The sequence below is a fragment of the Variovorax sp. 01N425 genome (assembly GCF_056399465.1).
The window spans coordinates 87,731-105,634 of record NZ_JBFTRJ010000001.1 but is presented as its reverse complement, the minus strand read 5'-3'; the positions used below and the strand labels follow the sequence as shown (position 1 = coordinate 105,634).

21 protein-coding genes are annotated in these 17,904 nt (G+C 69.3%); 11 read left to right on the top strand and 10 right to left on the bottom strand.

Going from position 1 to position 17,904, the window contains the following annotated elements; genetic code table 11:
- Positions 1-19: 19 nt before the first annotated feature.
- The 5 genes from AC1DSC_RS00525 to AC1DSC_RS00505 all read right to left on the bottom strand — a co-directional run bounded on the left by AC1DSC_RS00525 (position 20) and on the right by AC1DSC_RS00505 (position 3,834).
- Positions 20-541 carry an O-acetyl-ADP-ribose deacetylase gene (locus tag AC1DSC_RS00525; protein ID WP_307596215.1) on the bottom strand — a complete coding sequence of 174 codons (522 nt, stop codon included), beginning with the start codon at positions 539-541 and terminating at the stop codon, positions 20-22.
- A gap of 13 nt (positions 542-554) precedes the next feature.
- A complete protein-coding gene (locus tag AC1DSC_RS00520) occupies positions 555-2,366 on the bottom strand; it encodes a pectate lyase (protein ID WP_436042874.1) in 1,812 nt (603 codons plus the stop codon).
- Between the two features lie 226 nt (positions 2,367-2,592).
- Entirely contained in the window at positions 2,593-2,841 is a 249-nt protein-coding gene (locus AC1DSC_RS00515; RefSeq protein WP_062362845.1) for a DUF3297 family protein, read from the bottom strand.
- 44 nt (positions 2,842-2,885) lie between these two features.
- Positions 2,886-3,335, bottom strand: a complete 450-nt coding sequence (locus AC1DSC_RS00510) for a ribonuclease HI family protein (protein ID WP_062362848.1) — start codon at positions 3,333-3,335, stop codon at positions 2,886-2,888.
- Positions 3,336-3,348: 13 nt separating this feature from the next.
- Positions 3,349-3,834 carry a DUF4124 domain-containing protein gene (locus tag AC1DSC_RS00505; protein WP_162269813.1) on the bottom strand — a complete coding sequence of 162 codons (486 nt, stop codon included), beginning with the start codon at positions 3,832-3,834 and terminating at the stop codon, positions 3,349-3,351.
- Between the two features lie 113 nt (positions 3,835-3,947).
- Here AC1DSC_RS00505 and mnmH point away from each other — a divergent pair, with 113 nt between their 5' ends.
- The 5 genes from mnmH to AC1DSC_RS00480 are packed head-to-tail and all read left to right on the top strand — an operon-like array spanning position 3,948 to position 6,930.
- The gene (mnmH, locus tag AC1DSC_RS00500) at positions 3,948-5,018 is read left to right on the top strand and encodes a tRNA 2-selenouridine(34) synthase MnmH (RefSeq protein ID WP_062362853.1); all 1,071 of its coding nucleotides are present in this window, start codon (positions 3,948-3,950) and stop codon (positions 5,016-5,018) included.
- Positions 5,019-5,051: 33 nt separating this feature from the next.
- The gene (locus tag AC1DSC_RS00495) at positions 5,052-5,477 is read left to right on the top strand and encodes a GNAT family N-acetyltransferase (RefSeq protein WP_062362856.1); all 426 of its coding nucleotides are present in this window, start codon (positions 5,052-5,054) and stop codon (positions 5,475-5,477) included.
- Positions 5,474-5,968 (top strand): GNAT family N-acetyltransferase, encoded by a 495-nt coding sequence (locus tag AC1DSC_RS00490; protein ID WP_062362858.1) that lies wholly within the window; start codon positions 5,474-5,476, stop codon positions 5,966-5,968. Before AC1DSC_RS00495 ends, AC1DSC_RS00490 begins: the two co-directional genes overlap by 4 nt.
- A gap of 37 nt (positions 5,969-6,005) precedes the next feature.
- Positions 6,006-6,275 carry a DUF2277 domain-containing protein gene (locus AC1DSC_RS00485; protein ID WP_012746493.1) on the top strand — a complete coding sequence of 90 codons (270 nt, stop codon included), beginning with the start codon at positions 6,006-6,008 and terminating at the stop codon, positions 6,273-6,275.
- A gap of 28 nt (positions 6,276-6,303) precedes the next feature.
- Positions 6,304-6,930, top strand: a complete 627-nt coding sequence (locus AC1DSC_RS00480; RefSeq protein ID WP_062362861.1) for a LysE family translocator — start codon at positions 6,304-6,306, stop codon at positions 6,928-6,930.
- Between the two features lie 18 nt (positions 6,931-6,948).
- Here AC1DSC_RS00480 and AC1DSC_RS00475 read toward each other — a convergent pair whose 3' ends face one another.
- Positions 6,949-7,161: a thrombospondin type 3 repeat-containing protein gene (locus tag AC1DSC_RS00475; RefSeq protein WP_012746491.1), complete on the bottom strand. Its 213-nt coding sequence runs from the start codon at positions 7,159-7,161 to the stop codon at positions 6,949-6,951.
- Positions 7,162-7,425: 264 nt separating this feature from the next.
- On the opposite strand from AC1DSC_RS00475, the gene pbpC reads away from it, so the two are divergent.
- From pbpC to AC1DSC_RS00460, 3 genes are all read left to right on the top strand, one after another.
- Positions 7,426-9,666, top strand: a complete 2,241-nt coding sequence (gene pbpC, locus AC1DSC_RS00470; protein ID WP_062362864.1) for a penicillin-binding protein 1C — start codon at positions 7,426-7,428, stop codon at positions 9,664-9,666.
- Positions 9,667-9,767: 101 nt separating this feature from the next.
- Positions 9,768-10,457, top strand: a complete 690-nt coding sequence (locus AC1DSC_RS00465; RefSeq protein ID WP_012746489.1) for a FadR/GntR family transcriptional regulator — start codon at positions 9,768-9,770, stop codon at positions 10,455-10,457.
- Positions 10,454-11,734, top strand: coding sequence for a CynX/NimT family MFS transporter (locus AC1DSC_RS00460; protein ID WP_018903215.1), 1,281 nt, complete (start codon positions 10,454-10,456; stop codon positions 11,732-11,734). The genes AC1DSC_RS00465 and AC1DSC_RS00460 overlap by 4 nt, the downstream gene beginning before the upstream one ends.
- A gap of 27 nt (positions 11,735-11,761) precedes the next feature.
- Here the strand turns inward: AC1DSC_RS00460 and AC1DSC_RS00455 are convergent, their stop codons facing one another.
- The gene (locus AC1DSC_RS00455) at positions 11,762-12,559 is read right to left on the bottom strand and encodes a hypothetical protein (RefSeq protein ID WP_018903214.1); all 798 of its coding nucleotides are present in this window, start codon (positions 12,557-12,559) and stop codon (positions 11,762-11,764) included.
- 122 nt (positions 12,560-12,681) lie between these two features.
- On the opposite strand from AC1DSC_RS00455, the gene AC1DSC_RS00450 reads away from it, so the two are divergent.
- Positions 12,682-13,272, top strand: coding sequence for an NADPH-dependent FMN reductase (locus AC1DSC_RS00450; protein WP_018903213.1), 591 nt, complete (start codon positions 12,682-12,684; stop codon positions 13,270-13,272).
- 6 nt (positions 13,273-13,278) lie between these two features.
- Here AC1DSC_RS00450 and AC1DSC_RS00445 read toward each other — a convergent pair whose 3' ends face one another.
- Positions 13,279-14,412, bottom strand: coding sequence for a pyridoxal phosphate-dependent aminotransferase (locus AC1DSC_RS00445; RefSeq protein ID WP_062362867.1), 1,134 nt, complete (start codon positions 14,410-14,412; stop codon positions 13,279-13,281).
- A 134-nt stretch (positions 14,413-14,546) separates the two neighbouring features.
- On the opposite strand from AC1DSC_RS00445, the gene AC1DSC_RS00440 reads away from it, so the two are divergent.
- Both AC1DSC_RS00440 and AC1DSC_RS00435 read left to right on the top strand, forming a co-directional pair.
- The gene (locus AC1DSC_RS00440; RefSeq protein WP_062362870.1) at positions 14,547-16,010 is read left to right on the top strand and encodes an aminotransferase-like domain-containing protein; all 1,464 of its coding nucleotides are present in this window, start codon (positions 14,547-14,549) and stop codon (positions 16,008-16,010) included.
- A gap of 88 nt (positions 16,011-16,098) precedes the next feature.
- Positions 16,099-16,851: an SDR family oxidoreductase gene (locus tag AC1DSC_RS00435; protein ID WP_062362873.1), complete on the top strand. Its 753-nt coding sequence runs from the start codon at positions 16,099-16,101 to the stop codon at positions 16,849-16,851.
- A 21-nt stretch (positions 16,852-16,872) separates the two neighbouring features.
- Here the strand turns inward: AC1DSC_RS00435 and cynS are convergent, their stop codons facing one another.
- On the bottom strand, positions 16,873-17,316 hold the full coding sequence (cynS, locus tag AC1DSC_RS00430; RefSeq protein WP_062362876.1) for a cyanase: 444 nt from the start codon (positions 17,314-17,316) through the stop codon (positions 16,873-16,875).
- Between the two features lie 78 nt (positions 17,317-17,394).
- Entirely contained in the window at positions 17,395-17,820 is a 426-nt protein-coding gene (locus AC1DSC_RS00425; RefSeq protein WP_012746481.1) for a nuclear transport factor 2 family protein, read from the bottom strand.
- Between the last annotated feature and the right edge of the window lie 84 nt (positions 17,821-17,904).

Below are 17,904 nucleotides of genomic sequence, written 5' to 3'. Positions count from 1 at the left end.
AAGAAGTGGCGGGGCCTGCTTATGCCGGCCCCGCCGCCGCAAGCGCCGCTTCGTACACCGCCAGGTCCGCGTCCGAGAAGCAGCAGAACGTGGTCTCCTGCACGCTGGCACTCGCGGCCAGCGCCGATCGGACCGTGGCCACCGCAATGAGCGCCGCGAGCTCGATCGGGTAGCCGTAGATGCCCGTGCTGATCGAGGGGAACGCAATAGTGCGAACGCCGTGCTGCTCGGCGATTTCCATCGACTTCCGGTAGCACGAGGCCAAGAGCTCCGGCTCACCGCTCGCACCGCCGCGCCAGACCGGCCCGACGGTGTGGATGACGAAGCGGGCCGGCAGCCGGTAGCCCCGGGTCAGCTTGGCGTCGCCGGTCTTGCAGCCCGACAGCAGGCGGCATTCATGCAGGAGCTCGGGCCCCGCCGCGCGGTGGATGGCGCCATCGACGCCGCCTCCGCCGAGCAGCGAGGAATTGGCCGCATTGACGATGGCATCGACCTGCAGCGTGGTGATGTCGCCGCGGATGGCACGAAGCGCTTTCTGCATGATCCAGGACAGATTAGGCGACCGGCGCGGTGAATGCAATCAGCTTGCCCATGTTGGCGACGAAGCTCGCGACCGTGATGCCCTGCGGCTGCTCCTTCTTGACGTAGGGCTCGATCAGCGGCGGGTCCGCCGGGTCGTAGGGCGAGGTGTCGAACACGTCGCCCACATGCTTGCTGCGGTAGGCATCGCCCGTGTACGGCGTGGAAGACCCATCGCCCTTGTAGGGGTTGGTCACGGCCGACAGCGGCGCGAGCCAGTAGCCCTTGGGGTCGAGCTTGTCCATCACGGCCGCGGCATCGGCGGCGCTCACCACGGGGGTTGTCATCACGCGGTCGGCGAACAGGTCGGCAAAGTCCACTTCGCGCAGCGAAAAGTACTTGGGCAGCGGCCGCTGCTCGCCATGGCGCAGCGGAGAAGCCGCCACCATCTGCTGGACCGCGGCGTCGCTCATGCCGTTGAGCTGGGCGTAGGTCTGGCGCATGCCCGCAATGTCGATGGCGCGGCCGGCCGAGTAGTGGCTGGGCGTATTGCGATGGTCGTGGTCGACGTAGTAGGCGCCGTTGTGGATGTTCGAACCGTAGCGGTGCACGAAGCGCGGCTGGTTGGTGCCGAGCTCCACGAAAGTGGGATGCGTGCGGCCCTTGAGCAGCGGATTCTCCGCAATCATGGTGTCGGTGAGCTTGCAGCTGTCCAGCCAATCGAGCGCCTCGGGCACGCGCGCCAGGTAGCCGCGGTCGCCCGTCAGGCGGAAATAGTTGAACAGCTGCTGCACGTTGGTCTGCGTCGTGTGCGTGGCCAGCGACCGCGGCTCGTAGCTGCGCGCGCCGGCGGGCGCCCCGGCCAGGCGGCCGTTCTGGTCCGTGGCCAGGTGCTGCAGGCCCCAGCCGGCCTGCGGCCCGGGCTGCTGCATGCGGCGCAGGCAGTCCATCGCGCGGGTGATGTGCGGCACCAGGCTCTGGTCGCCCAGCGCCACCACGCACATCAGCAGGAACTTGATGTTCTCGCCCGCCACGTCGTCGTTGAAGGTGACGTGGCGCGTGTAGTCGCCGTCTTCCATGCCTGCGGTCGCGCCCGAAGGCAGCTGCTGCGGGTTGGGCAGCGGCATCGACGAGATCGCATCGGGCGAGGGCGGATAGCGCTGCGGCCAGCCGCCGTCGGCCACGCCTGAGCTGAACTGCGCCTGCGTGACGAAGCCGATGGCCTTCTGCAGCGCCGCCAGGAAGCGCGCATCGCGCTTTTCCAGGTACATGCGCAAGAGGAACTGCGACGACACCGCCGTGCCCGCATCGTCGAAGGTGGCGTTGCCGTAGTAGTGCTGGAACTCCTCGAGCCGCCAGCCATTGGCGCCCACGGTGGCGTACCACTCGCGCAGCGAGGCTTCGCCGGCAAAGTCGTGGATGTAGTTCCAGCCGCCTGCCGGATGCTGCGCCTCGACCAGCGCGAGCGCGGTGCGCTCGGCGGCGCTGTAGAAGAGTTCGTCGCCCGTGGCATGGTAGGCATCGAGCATGCAATGGCCGGCGGTCGGCGTGCCGGGCGGCTGGATCCAGCACATGGTGCGGCGCGCCTCCATTTCGCCCCAGATGGTGGAGAAGTCGGGCAGGTAGGCCCAGACGTAGCCGCCGCGATAGGACACCGTCTCGTCCATGAAGCCCGCGGCGCGCCGCATCGCCTTGCGCGCCAGTGCCTCGGTGCTCGGCGGAGGTTCGGGCGCGGGTGCCGGCGGCGGCACCGGGAACGGCGGAAAGCCGGGGCCGTCTCCCCCGCCGCCGCACGCGCTCAGCGCCAAGGGAGAAAGTGTCGAAATGACGAAGTTCCTGCGTTTCATCTTTTGTCTCCAGTTAGGCAGCGGTTGAGCCGCCTTGGTACTTTTCAACTCATACGATGTCCGATGAGTCGCTGGAATTCTGCCATTTTCGATGGTTTTCGAATCCAGTTGTACGACAACTAAAGATGCAAGAACGCCGACTTTTTTGTGTTGAATCGTTCGTTTCATGGCCGAGCGGAGCGCCCGGCGGCTCGGGCACTGCGCATGTGCCCGGTGCTGCTCAGCCTCAGCGGTAGAACGCCTCGACCCTGCCCTTGAGCTTGAGCAGCAGCGGCTTGCCCTTGCGGTCCACCGTCTTGCCCGCGGGCACCTTGATCCAGCCTTCGCTGATGCAGTACTCCTCCACGTCGAGGCGTTCCTTGTCGTTGAAGCGGATGCCGATGTCGTGCTCGAAGACAGCCGCCACGTGGTGGGGGCTGCGCGGGTCGGTGGACAGGTGGTCGGGAAGAGGGGGAAGAGAATTGGCTTCGGTCATGCCGCGGATGATATGGCCTCTGCCCCGCGCCCCCGGGGCCGCACCTACCGCCGCGTCTTCTTCTTCGCCATGCGGGCCGCCGGCTTGGGCCCAACGCCCAGCGAGGCGCGCGCGAGCGCATCGGCCTCGTGGTTGCGGTGCCGCGGCACCCAGCGCAGGCTCGCCTCCTCGAACGAGCCGAGCAAGGCGCGGGCGTCCTCGAACAACCCGGCCATGCGCGCGATCGGCCGGGCGCCGGGCGCACCGAGCTGCTCGACGAGGATGCTGTTGTCGGTATAGGCCAGCACCGCGGTCGCGCCCCTGGCCTTGAGGTCCTCGAGCGCGAGGGTCAGCGCCCTGAGTTCGGCTTCGTTGTTGCAGCCCGTCGCATGGCTGGCCAGCGAGAGGGTGTGGCGGGTGCCGTCGGGCTCGGTGATGACCGCGCCGGCGCCCATGCGGCCGGGGTTCGGCATCGCGCTGCCGTCGCAGTACACGGTCCAGTGGGGGAGTTGCATCGGCTGCGTCGATTCAGCAGTTGTTGCGCTTGATGCCCGCGAGGTTCTGGCAGGGCCGCTGGCCCGGAGGCGGTCCCGGATCCTGCGGGCGCGGAGGCCGTGGCGGGCGAACAATCGGGCGGCCGGGGTCGTAGTACGGGTCGGGCCCCCAGCTATAGACCGGCGGCGATTCGGGCGCGGGGCGCTGCGGCTCGCCGACGTTGCGCGGAATGATGGCCGGGCCCTGCGGCGCGTTGCTGGCCGCGGGCGGCGGCGGTGGTGGTGGCGGCGTGTATGCCGGCCGGCGCGCTTCTTCGGGGGAAGCGGGCGGCGTCACCGTCAGCGGTTCGGTGATGGGCACCTGGCGCGAGAGCCGGCTGCCGGCGGGGCAAGGGCCGTCGGTGTAGACGATGCCTCCGCCCGCATCGGTGCAGCGCACCACCTCGGCCGCCTGCGCACCCATGGCCGCGGCGGCCGCGCCGAAGAAGAAGACCGGAATGAACAGAACCGATGTGCGCATCATGCGACCTCCGCCGTTGGCAGCCGAAGACGACAGTGTCTCCCCTGCCCTGCATTCTGGCCGGGTTTCTACAATCGAAGGTTGTCCGCTCCTTCCTCCAACCGCACCAGGCCATGACCGTATACAACCCGCGCCACCAGCCCACGCGCGTGGCCGACCTGCACCGCTTCGACACCCTCATCGACGCGCGCTCGCCCTCCGAATTCGCGCTCGACCATATTCCCGGCGCCATCAACTGCCCGGTGCTCGACGACGAGGAGCGCCGCATCGTCGGCACCATCTACAAGCAGACCGGCGCCTTCGAGGCGCGGCGCGTGGGCGGCGCCATGGTGGCCGCCAACCTCGCGCAGCACCTGCGCGAACGCTTTGCCGAGCAGCCCGCCAACTGGCGCCCGCTCGTGTATTGCTGGCGCGGGGGCTTGCGCAGCGGCTCGATGGTGACCTGGCTGCGCCTGGTCGGCTGGGACGCGCAGCAGCTCGCCGGCGGCTACAAGAGCTATCGCCAGCACGTGCTGGCGCAGATCGAGGCCACGGTGCCCAAGCTCCGGCTCAAGGTGATCTGCGGCGCCACCGGCAGCGCCAAGACGCGCGTCCTGCAGGCGCTGGCCGCGCGCGGCGAACAGGTGCTCGACCTGGAGCACTGCGCGAGCCACAAGGGTTCGCTGCTGGGCGCCCTGCCCGGCGTGCCGCAGCCTTCGCAAAAGCAGTTCGAGACGCGCATCGCCACCTGCTTCGATGCGCTCGATGTGTCGCGCACGCTCTACGTGGAAGGCGAAAGCGCGCGCATCGGCCGGCTCTCGGTGCCCATCCCGCTGGTCGCGCACATGCGCGCGGCCGACTGCATCGAGGTGCAGGCCGACGCGGCCGCGCGGCTCGACTACCTGCTGCGCGACTACGCCTACCTGGGCGACGACCGCGCCGCGCTGGCGGGCCAGCTCGACAGGCTCAAGGAAATGCAGGGCAAGGCCGTGGTGCAGCGCTGGCAGGAATGGGCGCTCGCGGGCAACCTGCCGCAGCTCTTTGCCGAACTGATGGCGCTTCACTACGATCCGCACTACGAACGCTCGCAGGCGCGCCATTTCGAGAAGTGGCCGCTGCGCCAGCAGGTGGCGGCGCCCGACCTGACCGACGCGGGCATCGACACGGTGGCGGAGGCCATCCTGCGGTTGAACGCCGCAGGGTAGCGGGCACATTCACGGCAACGGCAAGGCAGGCTCATGACACTCGAATGGCGCGATTCGCTCGAAGGCCTCGACTGGGACGAACTCTCGCGGCTCTACCAGGCCGCACCGCTGGGCAACAAGCAGCCGGACGGCCTGAAGCTCGTGTTCGGCAACAGCATGTTCAAGTGCCTGGTGTTCGACGCGGGCCGGCTCGTCGGGGCGGGCCGCGCGATGGCCGACGGGCTCGACTGCTCCTACATCTGCGACGTGGCGGTGCACCCGAGCCACCAGGGCACCGGCCTGGGCAGGCAGATCGTCTCGCGGCTGCTGGAGCTCTCGCGCGGACACCGCAAGATCATTCTCTATGCGGTGGCCGGCAAGGAGCCCTTCTACGAGAAGCTCGGCTTCAGGCGCATGAAGACCGCGATGGCGATCTTCGAGAACCAGGCGCAGGCGGCCGAGCGCGGGCTGATCGAGTGAACCATTCCGTCGTCGCCACCGAAGAGCACCACTTCGAAAGCCTGCACCAGGCGCTCGACGTGGTGGCGCGGGAACGGAAGTACCTTGCGCTCATGCAGGCGCCGCCCTGGGAACAATCGCTGGCCTTCTACCGCAGCGTGCTGGCGGCGGGCTTCCCCCATTTCGTGGCGGTGAATGGCAGCGGCAAGGTGGTGGGCTGGTGCGACGTGTCGCCGGTCTTCGGCCACTCGCGGGCCCACATCGGCCTGCTCGGCATCGCGCTGCTGCCCGAGGCACGCGGGCTCGGACTCGGCGCCAAGCTGCTGCAGGCGGCCATCGACAGGTCATGGGCGCGCGGCCTCACCCGCATCGAGCTTGCCGTCCGCGCGGACAACCTGAATGCGAAGGCGTTGTACGAACGGTTCGGCTTCGAGCACGAAGGCCTGCTGCGCCGCGCAAGCCTGGTCGACGGCACCTACCACGACGCCCACGCGATGGCGTTGCTTCGCTAGACTGAAGCATCCACTGCATGCAACCGGAGAGCGCCCCATGTGCAGAAGCATCAAGACCCTCTACAACTTCGAACCTCCCGCCACCGAGCAGGAGATCCGCGCCGCCGCGCTGCAGTTCGTGCGCAAGCTCAGCGGCTTCAGCGTGCCGTCCAAGGCCAACCAGGAAGCCTTTGAACGCGCGGTCGACGAGGTGTCCGCGAGCGCCTCGCGGCTGATCGGTTCGCTGGTCACCACCGCCGAGCCGCGCGACCGCGCCATCGAAGCCGAACGCGCAAAGGCCAGGTCGGCCGCGCGCTTCGGCACCTGACTGCCAACTGCATTTTTCTGGAGAACCCATGCCGATCGAACTCTGGCTCGCCTTCGTCGCCGCATCGTCCGTGCTGCTGATCATTCCCGGGCCGACCATCCTCACGGTGATCAGCTATTCCATGTCGCACGGCCGGCGCGCCAACGTGCCGCTGGTGGCCGCGGTGGCGCTCGGCGATTCCACCGCGCTGGTGGTGTCGCTGCTCGGCCTGGGCGCGCTGCTGGCCGCGTCGGCGTTCTGGTTCACGGTGGTGAAGTGGGTGGGCGGGCTGTATCTGCTGTACCTCGGCATCAAGCTGCTGCGCGCGGGCATCGGCGGCACCGAAATCGCGGCGCCCGCGGCGCCCGATTCGCGCTGGCGGCTGTTCGCCAACACCTACCTGGTGACGGCACTCAACCCCAAGGGCATCGTGTTCTTCGTGGCGTTCCTGCCGCAGTTCCTGAGCCCCGCGGCCGACATGACGCGCCAGCTCTGGGTGCTGGCCGTCACCTTCGTGGCGATGGCTGCGCTCAATGCCACGTTCTATGCCGTGTTCGCGGGATCGGCCCGCAAGCTGCTGTCTTCGCCGCGCGCGCAGCGGCGCTTCAACCTTGCGGGCGGCTCGCTGCTGAGTGCGGCGGGCGTGTGGGCGCTGCTCGCGCGCCGGCCCGCCTGAGGCGCGCGGCGGCCAGGCTCAGCGGTAAGGATTGTTCGGGTTGCGGTCGTAGCGGTTCGGTATGCCGTCGCCGTCGCGATCGCGGTCATAGCGGTTGGGCACGCCGTCGCGGTCGCGGTCTCCGTAGCCGTAGTTCGGGCGCGGCGCCGGACGGTCATAGGGTGCCACAACGCAGCCGGCCAGCACGGCCGATGCGGCAAGCACAAGGGCCAATGTCTTCGTCATCATCATTTGGTTTCTCCTTGGAGTTGTAGGAAGGCGGCTCGCCTCGCGCAAGCCGGCAACTGCATTGAAGGCCATCTGCGTCTCGGCTGCGTATCCGCCATGAGGCCGGGACGTGAAGTTGGTTACCGGATGTGGAACATGCTGCGGACTTTGGCGCCAAGTTCCTGCGGCCGCAGGCGGCGGCGCACCCGTTCGCAAGTAGGTGCAGTTCCCGTGGCCGCTTCGCCGAGAATGGCGCCGCCACGCCGCCGATTTCCGCTTTCCACCGCCATGCACCGCCCGCCCTTCCCCGCCAGCCGCAGCCGCCTTGCCGCAGCGCTGGCGGCCATCGCCTGCGCGCTGCCGGTTGCTGCCGGCGCCGTGAGCTTCGACGAGGTGAAGCGCGAGTTCCGCCCTTCCGACACCGCGGTGCTCGACCGCAACGGCGAGCTGCTGCAGCGCGTGCGCACCGATGCCAGCGTGCGGCGCGGCCAGTGGGTGGTGCTGGCCGATGTTTCGCCCGCGCTGCGCATGGCCATGGTGCTGAGCGAAGACCGGCGCTTCTACGAGCACAGCGGCATCGACTGGCGCGCGGTGTCGTCCGCCGCCTGGGGCAACCTCTGGAACACCCGCACGCGCGGCGCATCCACCATCACGATGCAGCTGTCGGGCCTGCTCGACGAAGACCTGCGCCGCGCCAACAGCGGGCGCAGCTTCACGCAGAAGATCGGCCAGACCGTGGCAGCCGCGCAGTTGGAGCGCAGCTGGCGCAAGGACCAGATCCTGGAGGCCTACCTCAACACCGTGCCCTTCCGCGGCGAGATCGTGGGCATCGACGCGCTCTCGCGCACGCTGTTCGGCAAGGCGCCCAGTGGCCTGGACGCGCGCGAGGCCAGCGTGGCCGCGGCGCTGGTGCGCGCGCCCAACGCCAAGCCGGCCCTGGTGGCGCAGCGTGCCTGCGAGGTGATGCGCGCGATGGAGCCGGGGCAGAAGATCGATTGCGATGCGCTCGACATGTTCACGAGCGCGGCGGTGCAGCGGCGGGCCTTCGATGCGACCGAAGGCATTGCACCGCATGCGGCGCGGCGCGTTCTGAAGGAACTGCGCGAGGCCGGCGAGACGGCCGCGCCGCCCTCGCGCCAAGCAGCAGCAGCCGGCAAGGAGGCCGCCGTGCGGACCACGCTGCGTGCGCCGCTGCAGCGCTTTGCGCTGGCCACGCTGCAGCGCCACCTGAAGGAATTGCGCGGCCGCCACGTGGAAGACGGCGCGCTCGTGGTGCTGGACAACGCGAGCGGCGAGGTGCTCGCCTGGGTCGGCTCCTCGGGCCCGCTGAGCCAGGCGGCCGAGGTCGATGCGGTCACCGCGCTGCGCCAGCCCGGCTCCACGCTCAAGCCGCTGCTCTATGCGCAGGCCATCGCCGAGCGGCGGCTCACGGCGGCTTCGCTGATCGACGATTCGTCGGCGCAGATCAGCACCGCGAGCGGGCTCTACATTCCGCAGAACTACGACCGCCAGTTCAAGGGGCCGGTATCGGCGCGCACCGCGCTGGCCGCCTCGCTCAACGTGCCGGCCGTGCGCACGCTGGTGATGGTGTCGCCCGAATCGTTCGCGCGCCAGCTGCGCGCGGCCGGCCTGCCGCTGCGTGAAAGCGGCGACTACTACGGCTACAGCCTGGCGCTGGGCAGCGCCGAGGTGTCGCTGCTGTCGCTCGCCAACGCCTATCGCATGCTGGCCAATGGCGGGCGCTACGGGCCGCCCACCCTGATGGCGCGGCCTCCCGTGCCGGCGCCGGCTGCGCCCATCCTCGATCCGCGCGCGGCCTTCATCGTCGGCGACATCCTGTCCGACGCGAACGCACGCACGCGCACCTTCGGGCTCGACAGCATTCTTTCCACGCGCTTCTGGACCGCCGTGAAAACGGGCACCAGCAAGGACATGCGCGACAACTGGGCCGTGGGCTGGTCGCAGCGCTACACGGTCGGCGTGTGGGTCGGCAACGCGAGCGGCGCATCGATGTGGGACGTGAGCGGCACCAGCGGCGCGGCCCCGGTGTGGGCCGAGGTGATGCGCTTCCTGCACGCGCGCGAGCCGAGCCGCGCGCCCCGGCCGCCCGCCGGCCTGGTCGAGGCGCAGGTGACGTTCGGCCCCGGCGCCGACGGCAACGCGCTCGAGGCGGCGCGCAGCGAATGGTTCCTGCAGGGCACGGAGCAGCCGCTCTTCGCGCTCGACAACGCCGGCACGCCGGCAGGCGCCGGGGCCGCGCCGCGCATCACCGCGCCGGCCGACGGCACCATCATCGCGCTGGACCCCGACATTCCGCCGCTGCACCAGCGCGTGCGCTTCGAGTCCGAAGGCCGCGGCGTGCAATGGCGCATCGACGGCAAGCTGTTTGCGCGCGGCAACAGCGCGCAGTGGCTGCCGTGGCCCGGGCGCCACGTGATCGAACTCGCCGATGCCACGGGCAAGGTGGTCGACCAGCGCAAGCTCGAAGTGCGCGGCGCGGGCGTGGTCGCGAAAAGCGCGCGCCGGTAGACGCGCCGGCGGCCGCCCGAATCCCCCTGCTTTCGACTGCGGCATTGCAGTCGCGCGAAAATTCATCCAATGATTGAATGAATTAGGTCTTTCTTATTCATATGCTGCTCCAAGCCCCCCGAACCTCCCTGGCCGACAGTGCCGCCGACAGCATCCGCGCCGAGATCGCGGCCGGCCGCTGGACCGTCGGATCGCGCATTCCGATCGAGCCGCAGCTCGCGCAACTGCTCGGCGTGAGCCGCGGCACCGTGCGCGAAGCGGTGAAGACGCTGGTCTCGCGCGGCCTGCTCGAAGTGCGGCAAGGCTCGGGCACCTATGTGCGCTCGGGCTTCGACCCGTCGGCCAGCCTGCAGAAGATGCGGCGCGCAAGCCTGCGCGACCAGTTCGAGGTGCGCCGCGCGCTCGAGGTCGAGGCCGCGCGGCTGGCCGCCGTGCGCCACACCGCCAAGGACCTGCGCAACCTCAACAGCCTGCTCAACAAGCGCGGCGTGCCCGACGCGAGCGACGGCGGCGCGGGCTTCATCGAGCGCGACCTGGCCTTCCACCTGGCCATCGTCGACATCTCGGGCAACCTCGCGCTGGCAGAAACCTGCCGCTTCATTGCCGGCTACATCAAGGAAACCATCGCGAGCACGATGGGCACCAGCCTGCCCGAACCCGACACGGCTGCGCACACCGCCATCCTCGAGGCCATTGCAAGCCGCGACCCCGACCGCGCCGCCGAGGCGGTGCGCGCCTTCATGTCGCCGATGATCGACGCGCTGGCGCAAGACGCCGAGCCTGTCCGATGAGCGCGGTGGCATTCCGGACGGCCCGCGCTGCCGACGAACTGCTGATCGACGCCGAGGCCGACAGCACGCCCGCGCCGCGCCCCACGCCGGCGGCCGGCCTGGGCCGGCGCATCCTGCTGGGTGCGAGCGTGGTGCTGATCGCCTTCAACCTGCGGCCGGTGTTCGCCAGCCTGTCGGTGGTGCTGCCGGAGATCATCGCGGCCACCGGACTCTCGGCCACCGCCGCGAGCCTGCTGACCACGCTGCCGATCGTCTGCTTGGGCGTGTTCGCGCCGCTGGCGCCGGGCCTGGGCCGGCGCTTCGGCACCGAGCGCACGCTGCTCGCCTGCATGGTGCTCATCCTCGTGGGCACGCTGCTGCGCGGCACCGGCAGCATCCCGCTGCTGTTCGTGGCCTCGGCCATCGCGGGCAGCGGCATCGCGGTGTCGAACGTGCTGCTCTCGGGCCTGGTGAAGCGCGACTTCGCCAGGCAGGCGGCGCTGATGATGGGCCTCTACACCATGGCGGTGTGCGGCGGCGCGGCCAGCGCGGCGGGCCTCACGGTGCCGCTCGAACATGCGCTGGGCGGCGGCTGGACCTATGCGCTGGCGATGTGGGCGGTGCCCGCGTTGCTGGTCACGCTGATCTGGGCGCCGCAGGCGCTGCCGCTGAAACCGGTGGCCAGCGAATCGGGCTTCACCGTGCGCGGGCTGTGGCGCGACCGGCTGGCCTGGCAGGTCACTTTCTTCATGGGCCTGCAATCGGCACTGGCCTACACCGTGATGGGCTGGCTCGCGCCCATCCTGCGCGAACGCGGACTCGGCGGCGAAACGGCCGGCTACGTCGTGTCGCTGGCGGTCATGACGCAGGTCGTGACCTGCCTCATCGTTCCCGCAGTGGCCGTGAGGCTGCGCAACCAGCGCGGGCTGGCGGTGGTGCTGGCCGTCATCACCGTGGCCGCCATGCTGGCGATGCTGTTCGCACCGCTGGGCGGCGTGTGGCTGTGGGCCGTGCTGCTGGGCATTGCTCAGGGCGGCACCTTTGCGCTGGCGCTCACCTTCATGGTGCTGCGCTCGCCCGATTCGCACGTGGCGGCGCACCTCTCGGGCATGGCGCAGGGCGTGGGCTACGTGGTGGCTGCCTGCGGGCCGCTGGTGGCGGGCCTGCTGCACGGCTGGACCGGCAGCTTCCGCGCGTCGTCATGGCTCTTCATCGGGCTGGGCATTGCGCTGGTGATGGCGGGCCTTGGCGCGGGGCGCTCGATGCACGTGGGCGCGGTGACGGTTCCGCGGCACTGAGAAGAGAAGAGCGCGCGGCGCTGCCGCCTACTGCGGTCCGCCGCAGAAGCTCGCCCTTTCGGTGGTCCGGGCCGTGAAGTGCAGGCGCGTGGTGGTGGTCTCGCTGGCCGGCGTGTTCTGCGGCCATTCGCTCTGCAGCCAGGTGTACTGCCAGGCGTAGGCTCCACCCGGGTTCGCGGGTTCGCCGTAGCTGATGCGAAGGCTGCCGCTGCTTTCGTCGTGGCAGTGCTTCGACTGCTTGTATTCCTTTTCGCTGAAGCAGGCGCGGACCATCTTCGAGCACGAAAAAGGAATGCCTTCATGCACGGCGCGGCTCGCATCCTCGAGCGGAACGAAGTCGGCCTTGCTGAACGAAGCACCGCCGCCCGAGTACATCTCCGACACGGTCTGGAGCACCGCCACGGCCCACTGCCCTTCGGCCAGCGGATAGAGCGCCGGCGCCAGCGAAATGCGTGCGTCCGCGGTGGCCGGGTCGGCCGCCTTCTTCAGCAATGCGGCCGCATAGCCGCTGAAGTCGTGCAGGCGGTTCAGCTGCCACGCGCCTGTGCCCGCGATGCGCTTGACGCGCGCCATGGCCAGCGGCTCGCCCGAGAACACCGCGTAGTCGCCCGCTGCGCCGCCGCGCGGCCGGTACAGGCCCAGCGCCTGCGGATCGCAGGGCTGCGGCAACAGCGCACAAAGCTGCGCGCGCCAGTCCGCATCGAGCGACTCCGGCTTCTTGACCGCATCGAAAAGCTGCGCCGACGGCGCGGCGCCCGCAGGCCCCGCAAGCAGCAGGGCGAACATCGGCAGGGCGGCGGTGCGAAGAATGGGCAGCGGGTTCATGGACCGGCATGGTAGCCAGCCCGCCCGGAACTTGCTGCAACCAATTGCGGTGCGGGCGGGTCGATGCTGTAGCCTTCGTTCGTTCATTCACGCGGGCCATTCCGGCCTCGAACGGAGCAGAGATGGCTGACAGGATCCTGGTGTTCTATGGCTCGTACCGCTCGGACCGCATGGGCATCCGCCTGGCCGACTACCTGGTGGCGGGCCTCGATGCGCGCGGCGCCGAGGCCGAACTGATCGACGCCAAGGCCGTCGGCCTGCCGATGCTCGACCGCATGTACAAGGAATATCCCCCCGGCACCGCGCCCGCGGCGATGGAAGCGCTGGCGCAGAAGATACGCGGCGCGGATGCTTTCGTCTTCGTGACCGGCGAATACAACTGGGGCCCGCAGCCCGGCCTGAAGAACCTGACCGACCACTTCCTCGAGGAATGGTTCTGGCGCCCCGCCGCCATCGCGAGCTATTCGGCCGGCCGGTTCTCGGGCGTGCGCTCGGGCACCGTGTGGCATTCGGTTTTGTCGGAGATGGGCATGGTCGTGGTGTCGAGCACATTGGCCATCGGCCCGATCTCGCAGACGCTCGATGCGAGCGGCAAGCCCACCGGCAGCGCGGGCGAATCGCTCGATCGCTCATTCGGAAGGTTCGCGGACGACCTGGCATGGTGGACCGAGGCGGCGCGCGCGCAGCGGGCGCGCAAGGCGCCGCCTTATTGAGCGACCCTAGACACCCGCCTTCGCAGCCTCCGTCAGCGCCACCGACACGCACTCCAGCGCAATCGCCAGCTGCGTGAGCGTCGGCAGGCCGAAGCCCAGCCGGAACACCAGCGGGTCGTCGCCGAACCACGGACCGGGCGCGACGCGCGTGCTGTACCTGGCCAGCGCCGCATAGAAGCGCTCGACGGCCGCGGCGTCGAAGAGCTCGCGCCTGAGCCGCATGCAGCACAGCGCCCCGGCGTCCGGGCGCACCCACTCGATGTGGCTGGCATGGCGCGACACCCAGGCCTCGGTGAGCTGCAGGTTTTGCGCGAGGAGCTTGCGCCGCTCGCCGATGATCCGGTCGCGCTGCCTGAACACGGCCAGCGCAAGCGCCTCGTCGACCGGCGAGCACGAGATCACCGTGCTGAACTTCGCCGTGACCAGCGCCTGGCGCAGCGCCGCGTCGCGCGTGATGGCCCAGCCGATGCGCAGGCCCGCCGAACCATGGCACTTGGACAGCGAGGACACCGAGATCACCCGGTCCCCCAGCCCGGCAGCAGGGGGCACCGCGGCGGCGTCGCCATAGGCCGCCTCGCGGTAGGTCTCGTCGATCACGAGCCAGGCCTTCGGCGCAAGTTCGGCCAGCATCGCCACGATCTCGCGCAAGGTCTGCGACGGAATCGCGACGCCCGAAGGGTTCTGCGGCGAGGCCAGGCTCAGCACCCTGGTCTTCGGGGAGAGCAGCTGGCGCAGCGCGTCCAGGTCGATGCGGTAGCCGGTGTCGAAAGCGAGCGGCAGCGCGCGCGTGGTGGCGCCGACGGCGGCCAGCGCGTTGCGCGCCAACGGAAACACCGGCTCGGCCACCACGGCTTCGTCGCCCGCCTGGCACAGCGTGAAGGCGATGAGGAACAGCGCGTGGGCACCGCCGACCGTGACCACCACGTCGTCGGCCTCGACGCCATGCTCGTTCGCGATTTCCTGGCGCAGGGCGGAGCTGCCGGCCGCGGTGCCGTAGTCCAGCGAAAAATCCGCATCCTCGCCGAAGGCCATGTCCGCCAGTTCCGACAGCCGCACGCTCGGCCCCACGCTTTCGGCAAGGTCGAAGCGCGGTGCCTTGCTGACGAGGGAAATGATTTCGTTGTCGGGAAACCGTGCCATGAACTGCCGCTTGATCCGTTGCTGTCGATGGCTCCGATGTTGCAGTTTCATGACCGTCGATAACAGCCACACTTTTCTGAAATTTGGTGCAGTACAGTTGGGTGCAGTGCCATCCACGCCAGCAGGAGTGATCCGTGTCGCAATCTCCCCGGTTCCGCTATGAAGAAATTGCCGATTTCGTGGCCGGCCTGGCCGGCCGCGGCACGCTGAAGCCGGGTGCGCGGGCGCCTTCGCTGCGCGAGATCAGCACGCAGCAGCGCACCAGCCTGAGCACCGCGGTGCAGGCCTACCGCCTGCTCGAAGACCGCGGCATCCTCGAAGTGCGGCCGCAGTCGGGCTACTACGTCGCCAAGCCGCCGCCCGCCCTGCCCGTGCCCACCACCGCGCGCCATTCGATCCGGCCCGCCAAGGTGGAGCTGTCGGGCCTCATGCTCGACCTGCTGAAGCACGCGTCGGACGAAGCCTTCGTGCCGCTCGGCTGCGCCATTCCCAACCAGCGGCTGCTGTCTTCCTCCAGGCTCGACCTCGTGCTGGCCCGCACGGCCCGCGTGAAGGGCAGCCAGTGCAACACCTACTCGCCGCCGCACGGCGAGATGTCGCTGCGGCTGGAGATCGCGCGCCGCGCGCTGCGCTTCGGACAGGCGCTGGCACCCGACGACATCGCCATCACCTGCGGCTGCACCGAGGCGCTGGCGCTCGCGCTCGATGCGGTCACGGAGCCGGGCGACACGGTCGCCATCGAATCGCCGACCTACTTCGGGCTGTTGCAGGTGCTGCGCGCAAAGAGACTGAAGGTGGTCGAGCTGCCGACCGATGCGGACACCGGCGTCGCGGTCGATGCGCTGCGCGAGGTCGTGGCCTCGGGCAAGGTGCGCGCCTGCGTGCTGGCGTCGAGCTTCAGCAATCCGCTCGGCTGCACCATGCCCGAAGAGAACAAGCGCGCCGTGCTGCGCATCCTGGCCGAACACGGCGTGCCGCTGATCGAGGACGACGTGTACGGCGACGTCCATTTCGGCGAGGAGCGGCCTCTGCCCTTCAGCGCGCTCGACACGCACGACAACGTCATCTATTGCGGCTCCTTCTCCAAGACGCTCGCGCCGGGCTACCGCATCGGCTGGATCGCCACGCGCCGCCACATGGCCCGCGTGCTCGAAACCAAGTTCGCCACCAGCCTGGCGACGCCGGTGCTGACGCAGGTGGCGCTCGCCACCTTCCTGTCGAACGGCGACTACGACCGCCACCTGCGCCGCGTCCGGCGCGAGTTCGCCGACACGCTGGCCCGCATGACGCGGGTGATCGAGCAGGCGTTCCCGCCGGGCACCAAGGTGTCGAGGCCGGCCGGCAACTTCGTGCTGTGGGTCGAACTGCCCGAGCCCGCGGACACGCGGCTCCTGTTTGCGCAGGCGCTGGAGAAACGCATCTGCTTTGCGCCCGGCGTGGTGTTCTCGGCCAGCGGCAAGTACGCCCACTGCCTGCGCCTGAGCGGCGGCCACGGCTGGGACGCGCGCATCGAGAAGGGCCTGCGCACGCTCGGCGCCATGGCGGGCCGGACCGCAGGTCTTGCAGGATCAGGCAAGAAGCCTGTTCGATCCGGATAACGCCCGAGGCCCCATCCGCGAGAGACTTGCCTCCATGCCCGGCGCAGTGTTGCGCCATGGTCCACACCCATCGCACGAGGAGAGTCTCATGAGCGCAATCCAGGAAAAAGTCGTCCTCATCACGGGCGCAAGTGGTGGCATCGGCGCGGCGGCCGCGCGGCTCCTGGCGCGGCGCGGCGCCAAGGTGGTGCTCGGCGCGCGCCGCACCGACCGGCTCGAAGCGCTGGCCGAAGAAATCGCCGCCGCCGGCGGCACCGCGCACTTCCAGCGGCTGGACGTCACCTACCGGCCCGACGTGGAAGCATTTGCCGAATTCGCACTCGAAACGCACGACCGCATCGACGTGCTGGTGAACGCCGCGGGCGTGATGCCGCTGTCGCCGCTGTGGACGCGCAAGGTCGACGAATGGGAGCTGATGCTCGACGTCAACCTGCGCGGCGTGCTGCTGGGCATTGCGGCGGTGCTGCCGACCATGCAGGAACAGGGCTGGGGCCACATCGTCAACGTGGCGCCGGTGCCCGCGCAGGGCGTGTCGCCGAACTCGGCCGTGTATTGCGGCACGCAGTATGCGGTGGACGCCATCTCCGAGGGCCTGCGGCAGGAGCATGCAGGGAAGGTACGCGTGACGGTGGTGCGCCCCGACGTGAGCGAGGCGGACAGCACGCTGGCCGACCGCATCGCAGCCTGCAGCAGCTTCGAGCGCATGGTCACGCGGCGGCGCATCGCAGTGCCCGCGGAGGCCGTGGCCCGCTCGATTGCGGGCGCCATCGAGGGCAGCAGCATCTCGGCCCCGCGGCGCCCCGCGTGGCGCCCAAGGCCGGCCGAGCACGCGGCGTTCTGAGGTTCGTTCCGAGGGACCGCGTCAGTAGGTCTTGTAGGGCAGGAACTTGCCCGACAGCACCACGTTGACGCGGTCGCCCTTGGGGTCGGCCTGGCGCTGGATGTCCATGCTGAAGTCGATCGCGCTCATGATGCCGTCGCCGAATTCTTCATGGATCAGTTCCTTGATGGTGGTGCCATACACGCTCACCACCTCGTACCAGCGGTAGATGAGCGGATCGGTCGGCACCGGCGTGGGCAGCGAGCCCTTGTAGGGCACCACCTGGAGCCACTTCTGCTCTGCGGCCGTGAGGCCGAAAATCTTGCCCACGACCTTGGCCTGCTTGTCGTCGAGCGTCATCTGGCCGAGGCAGGCGGCGGTGGTCCACTCCTTGGAGAGGCCGACCTTCTTTGCCACGTCGGCCCACTGGATGCCCTTGGACACCTTCACGGTGATGATTTTCTCGGTGACGTCGTTGCGGTTCATGCGGGTTTGCTCCTGATGGGGTGTGTCACCCGCAGCAAGCAACAGCCGTGCCGGGCGATCGGCATCGGACCGCGGCCCTCATACGCGTTCCCAGCGGAACTTGCGCTCCGACTCGGCAATGGGCTGGTCGTTGATGCTCGCGAAGCGCCGCTGCATCAGGCCGTTCTCGGCGAATTCCCAGTTCTCGTTGCCGTGGCTGCGGAACCATTGCCCGGCCGCGTCGTGCCATTCGTACTCGAAGCGCACCGCGATGCGGTTGTCCATGAAGGCCCAGAGCGACTTCTTCAGGCGGTAGTCGTGCTCGCGCTCCCATTTGCGGGTGAGGAATTGCACCACCTGCTCGCGGCCGTTGACGAAGTCGGCGCGGTTGCGCCATTCGGTGTCGGGCGTGTAGGCCAGGCTCACGCGCACCGGGTCGCGCGTGTTCCAGGCGTCTTCGGCGGCCTGCACCTTCTTCGTTGCGGTTTCGAGGGTGAAGGGAGGCAGCGGCGGGCGGGATTCCATGGCGGTCTTTCGTTGAATGAGGGATGGCGAAGGCCCGCAATGTGCCACACGTAGACAGACCTGTCTACATGCCTACAATCGCGC

Excerpts from the sequence above, each read along its gene's own strand:
- AC1DSC_RS00525 (WP_307596215.1), bottom strand. The coding sequence starts at position 541 with ATGCAGAAAGCGCTTCGTGCCATCCGCGGCGACATCACCACGCTGCAG.
- AC1DSC_RS00520 (WP_436042874.1), bottom strand. The coding sequence starts at position 2,366 with ATGAAACGCAGGAACTTCGTCATTTCGACACTTTCTCCCTTGGCGCTG.
- AC1DSC_RS00515 (WP_062362845.1), bottom strand. The coding sequence starts at position 2,841 with ATGACCGAAGCCAATTCTCTTCCCCCTCTTCCCGACCACCTGTCCACC.
- AC1DSC_RS00510 (WP_062362848.1), bottom strand. The coding sequence starts at position 3,335 with ATGCAACTCCCCCACTGGACCGTGTACTGCGACGGCAGCGCGATGCCG.
- AC1DSC_RS00505 (WP_162269813.1), bottom strand. The coding sequence starts at position 3,834 with ATGCGCACATCGGTTCTGTTCATTCCGGTCTTCTTCTTCGGCGCGGCC.
- mnmH (WP_062362853.1), top strand. The coding sequence starts at position 3,948 with ATGACCGTATACAACCCGCGCCACCAGCCCACGCGCGTGGCCGACCTG.
- AC1DSC_RS00495 (WP_062362856.1), top strand. The coding sequence starts at position 5,052 with ATGACACTCGAATGGCGCGATTCGCTCGAAGGCCTCGACTGGGACGAA.
- AC1DSC_RS00485 (WP_012746493.1), top strand. The coding sequence starts at position 6,006 with ATGTGCAGAAGCATCAAGACCCTCTACAACTTCGAACCTCCCGCCACC.
- AC1DSC_RS00480 (WP_062362861.1), top strand. The coding sequence starts at position 6,304 with ATGCCGATCGAACTCTGGCTCGCCTTCGTCGCCGCATCGTCCGTGCTG.
- AC1DSC_RS00475 (WP_012746491.1), bottom strand. The coding sequence starts at position 7,161 with ATGATGATGACGAAGACATTGGCCCTTGTGCTTGCCGCATCGGCCGTG.
- pbpC (WP_062362864.1), top strand. The coding sequence starts at position 7,426 with ATGCACCGCCCGCCCTTCCCCGCCAGCCGCAGCCGCCTTGCCGCAGCG.
- AC1DSC_RS00465 (WP_012746489.1), top strand. The coding sequence starts at position 9,768 with ATGCTGCTCCAAGCCCCCCGAACCTCCCTGGCCGACAGTGCCGCCGAC.
- AC1DSC_RS00460 (WP_018903215.1), top strand. The coding sequence starts at position 10,454 with ATGAGCGCGGTGGCATTCCGGACGGCCCGCGCTGCCGACGAACTGCTG.
- AC1DSC_RS00455 (WP_018903214.1), bottom strand. The coding sequence starts at position 12,559 with ATGAACCCGCTGCCCATTCTTCGCACCGCCGCCCTGCCGATGTTCGCC.
- AC1DSC_RS00450 (WP_018903213.1), top strand. The coding sequence starts at position 12,682 with ATGGCTGACAGGATCCTGGTGTTCTATGGCTCGTACCGCTCGGACCGC.
- AC1DSC_RS00445 (WP_062362867.1), bottom strand. The coding sequence starts at position 14,412 with ATGGCACGGTTTCCCGACAACGAAATCATTTCCCTCGTCAGCAAGGCA.
- AC1DSC_RS00435 (WP_062362873.1), top strand. The coding sequence starts at position 16,099 with ATGAGCGCAATCCAGGAAAAAGTCGTCCTCATCACGGGCGCAAGTGGT.
- cynS (WP_062362876.1), bottom strand. The coding sequence starts at position 17,316 with ATGAACCGCAACGACGTCACCGAGAAAATCATCACCGTGAAGGTGTCC.
- AC1DSC_RS00425 (WP_012746481.1), bottom strand. The coding sequence starts at position 17,820 with ATGGAATCCCGCCCGCCGCTGCCTCCCTTCACCCTCGAAACCGCAACG.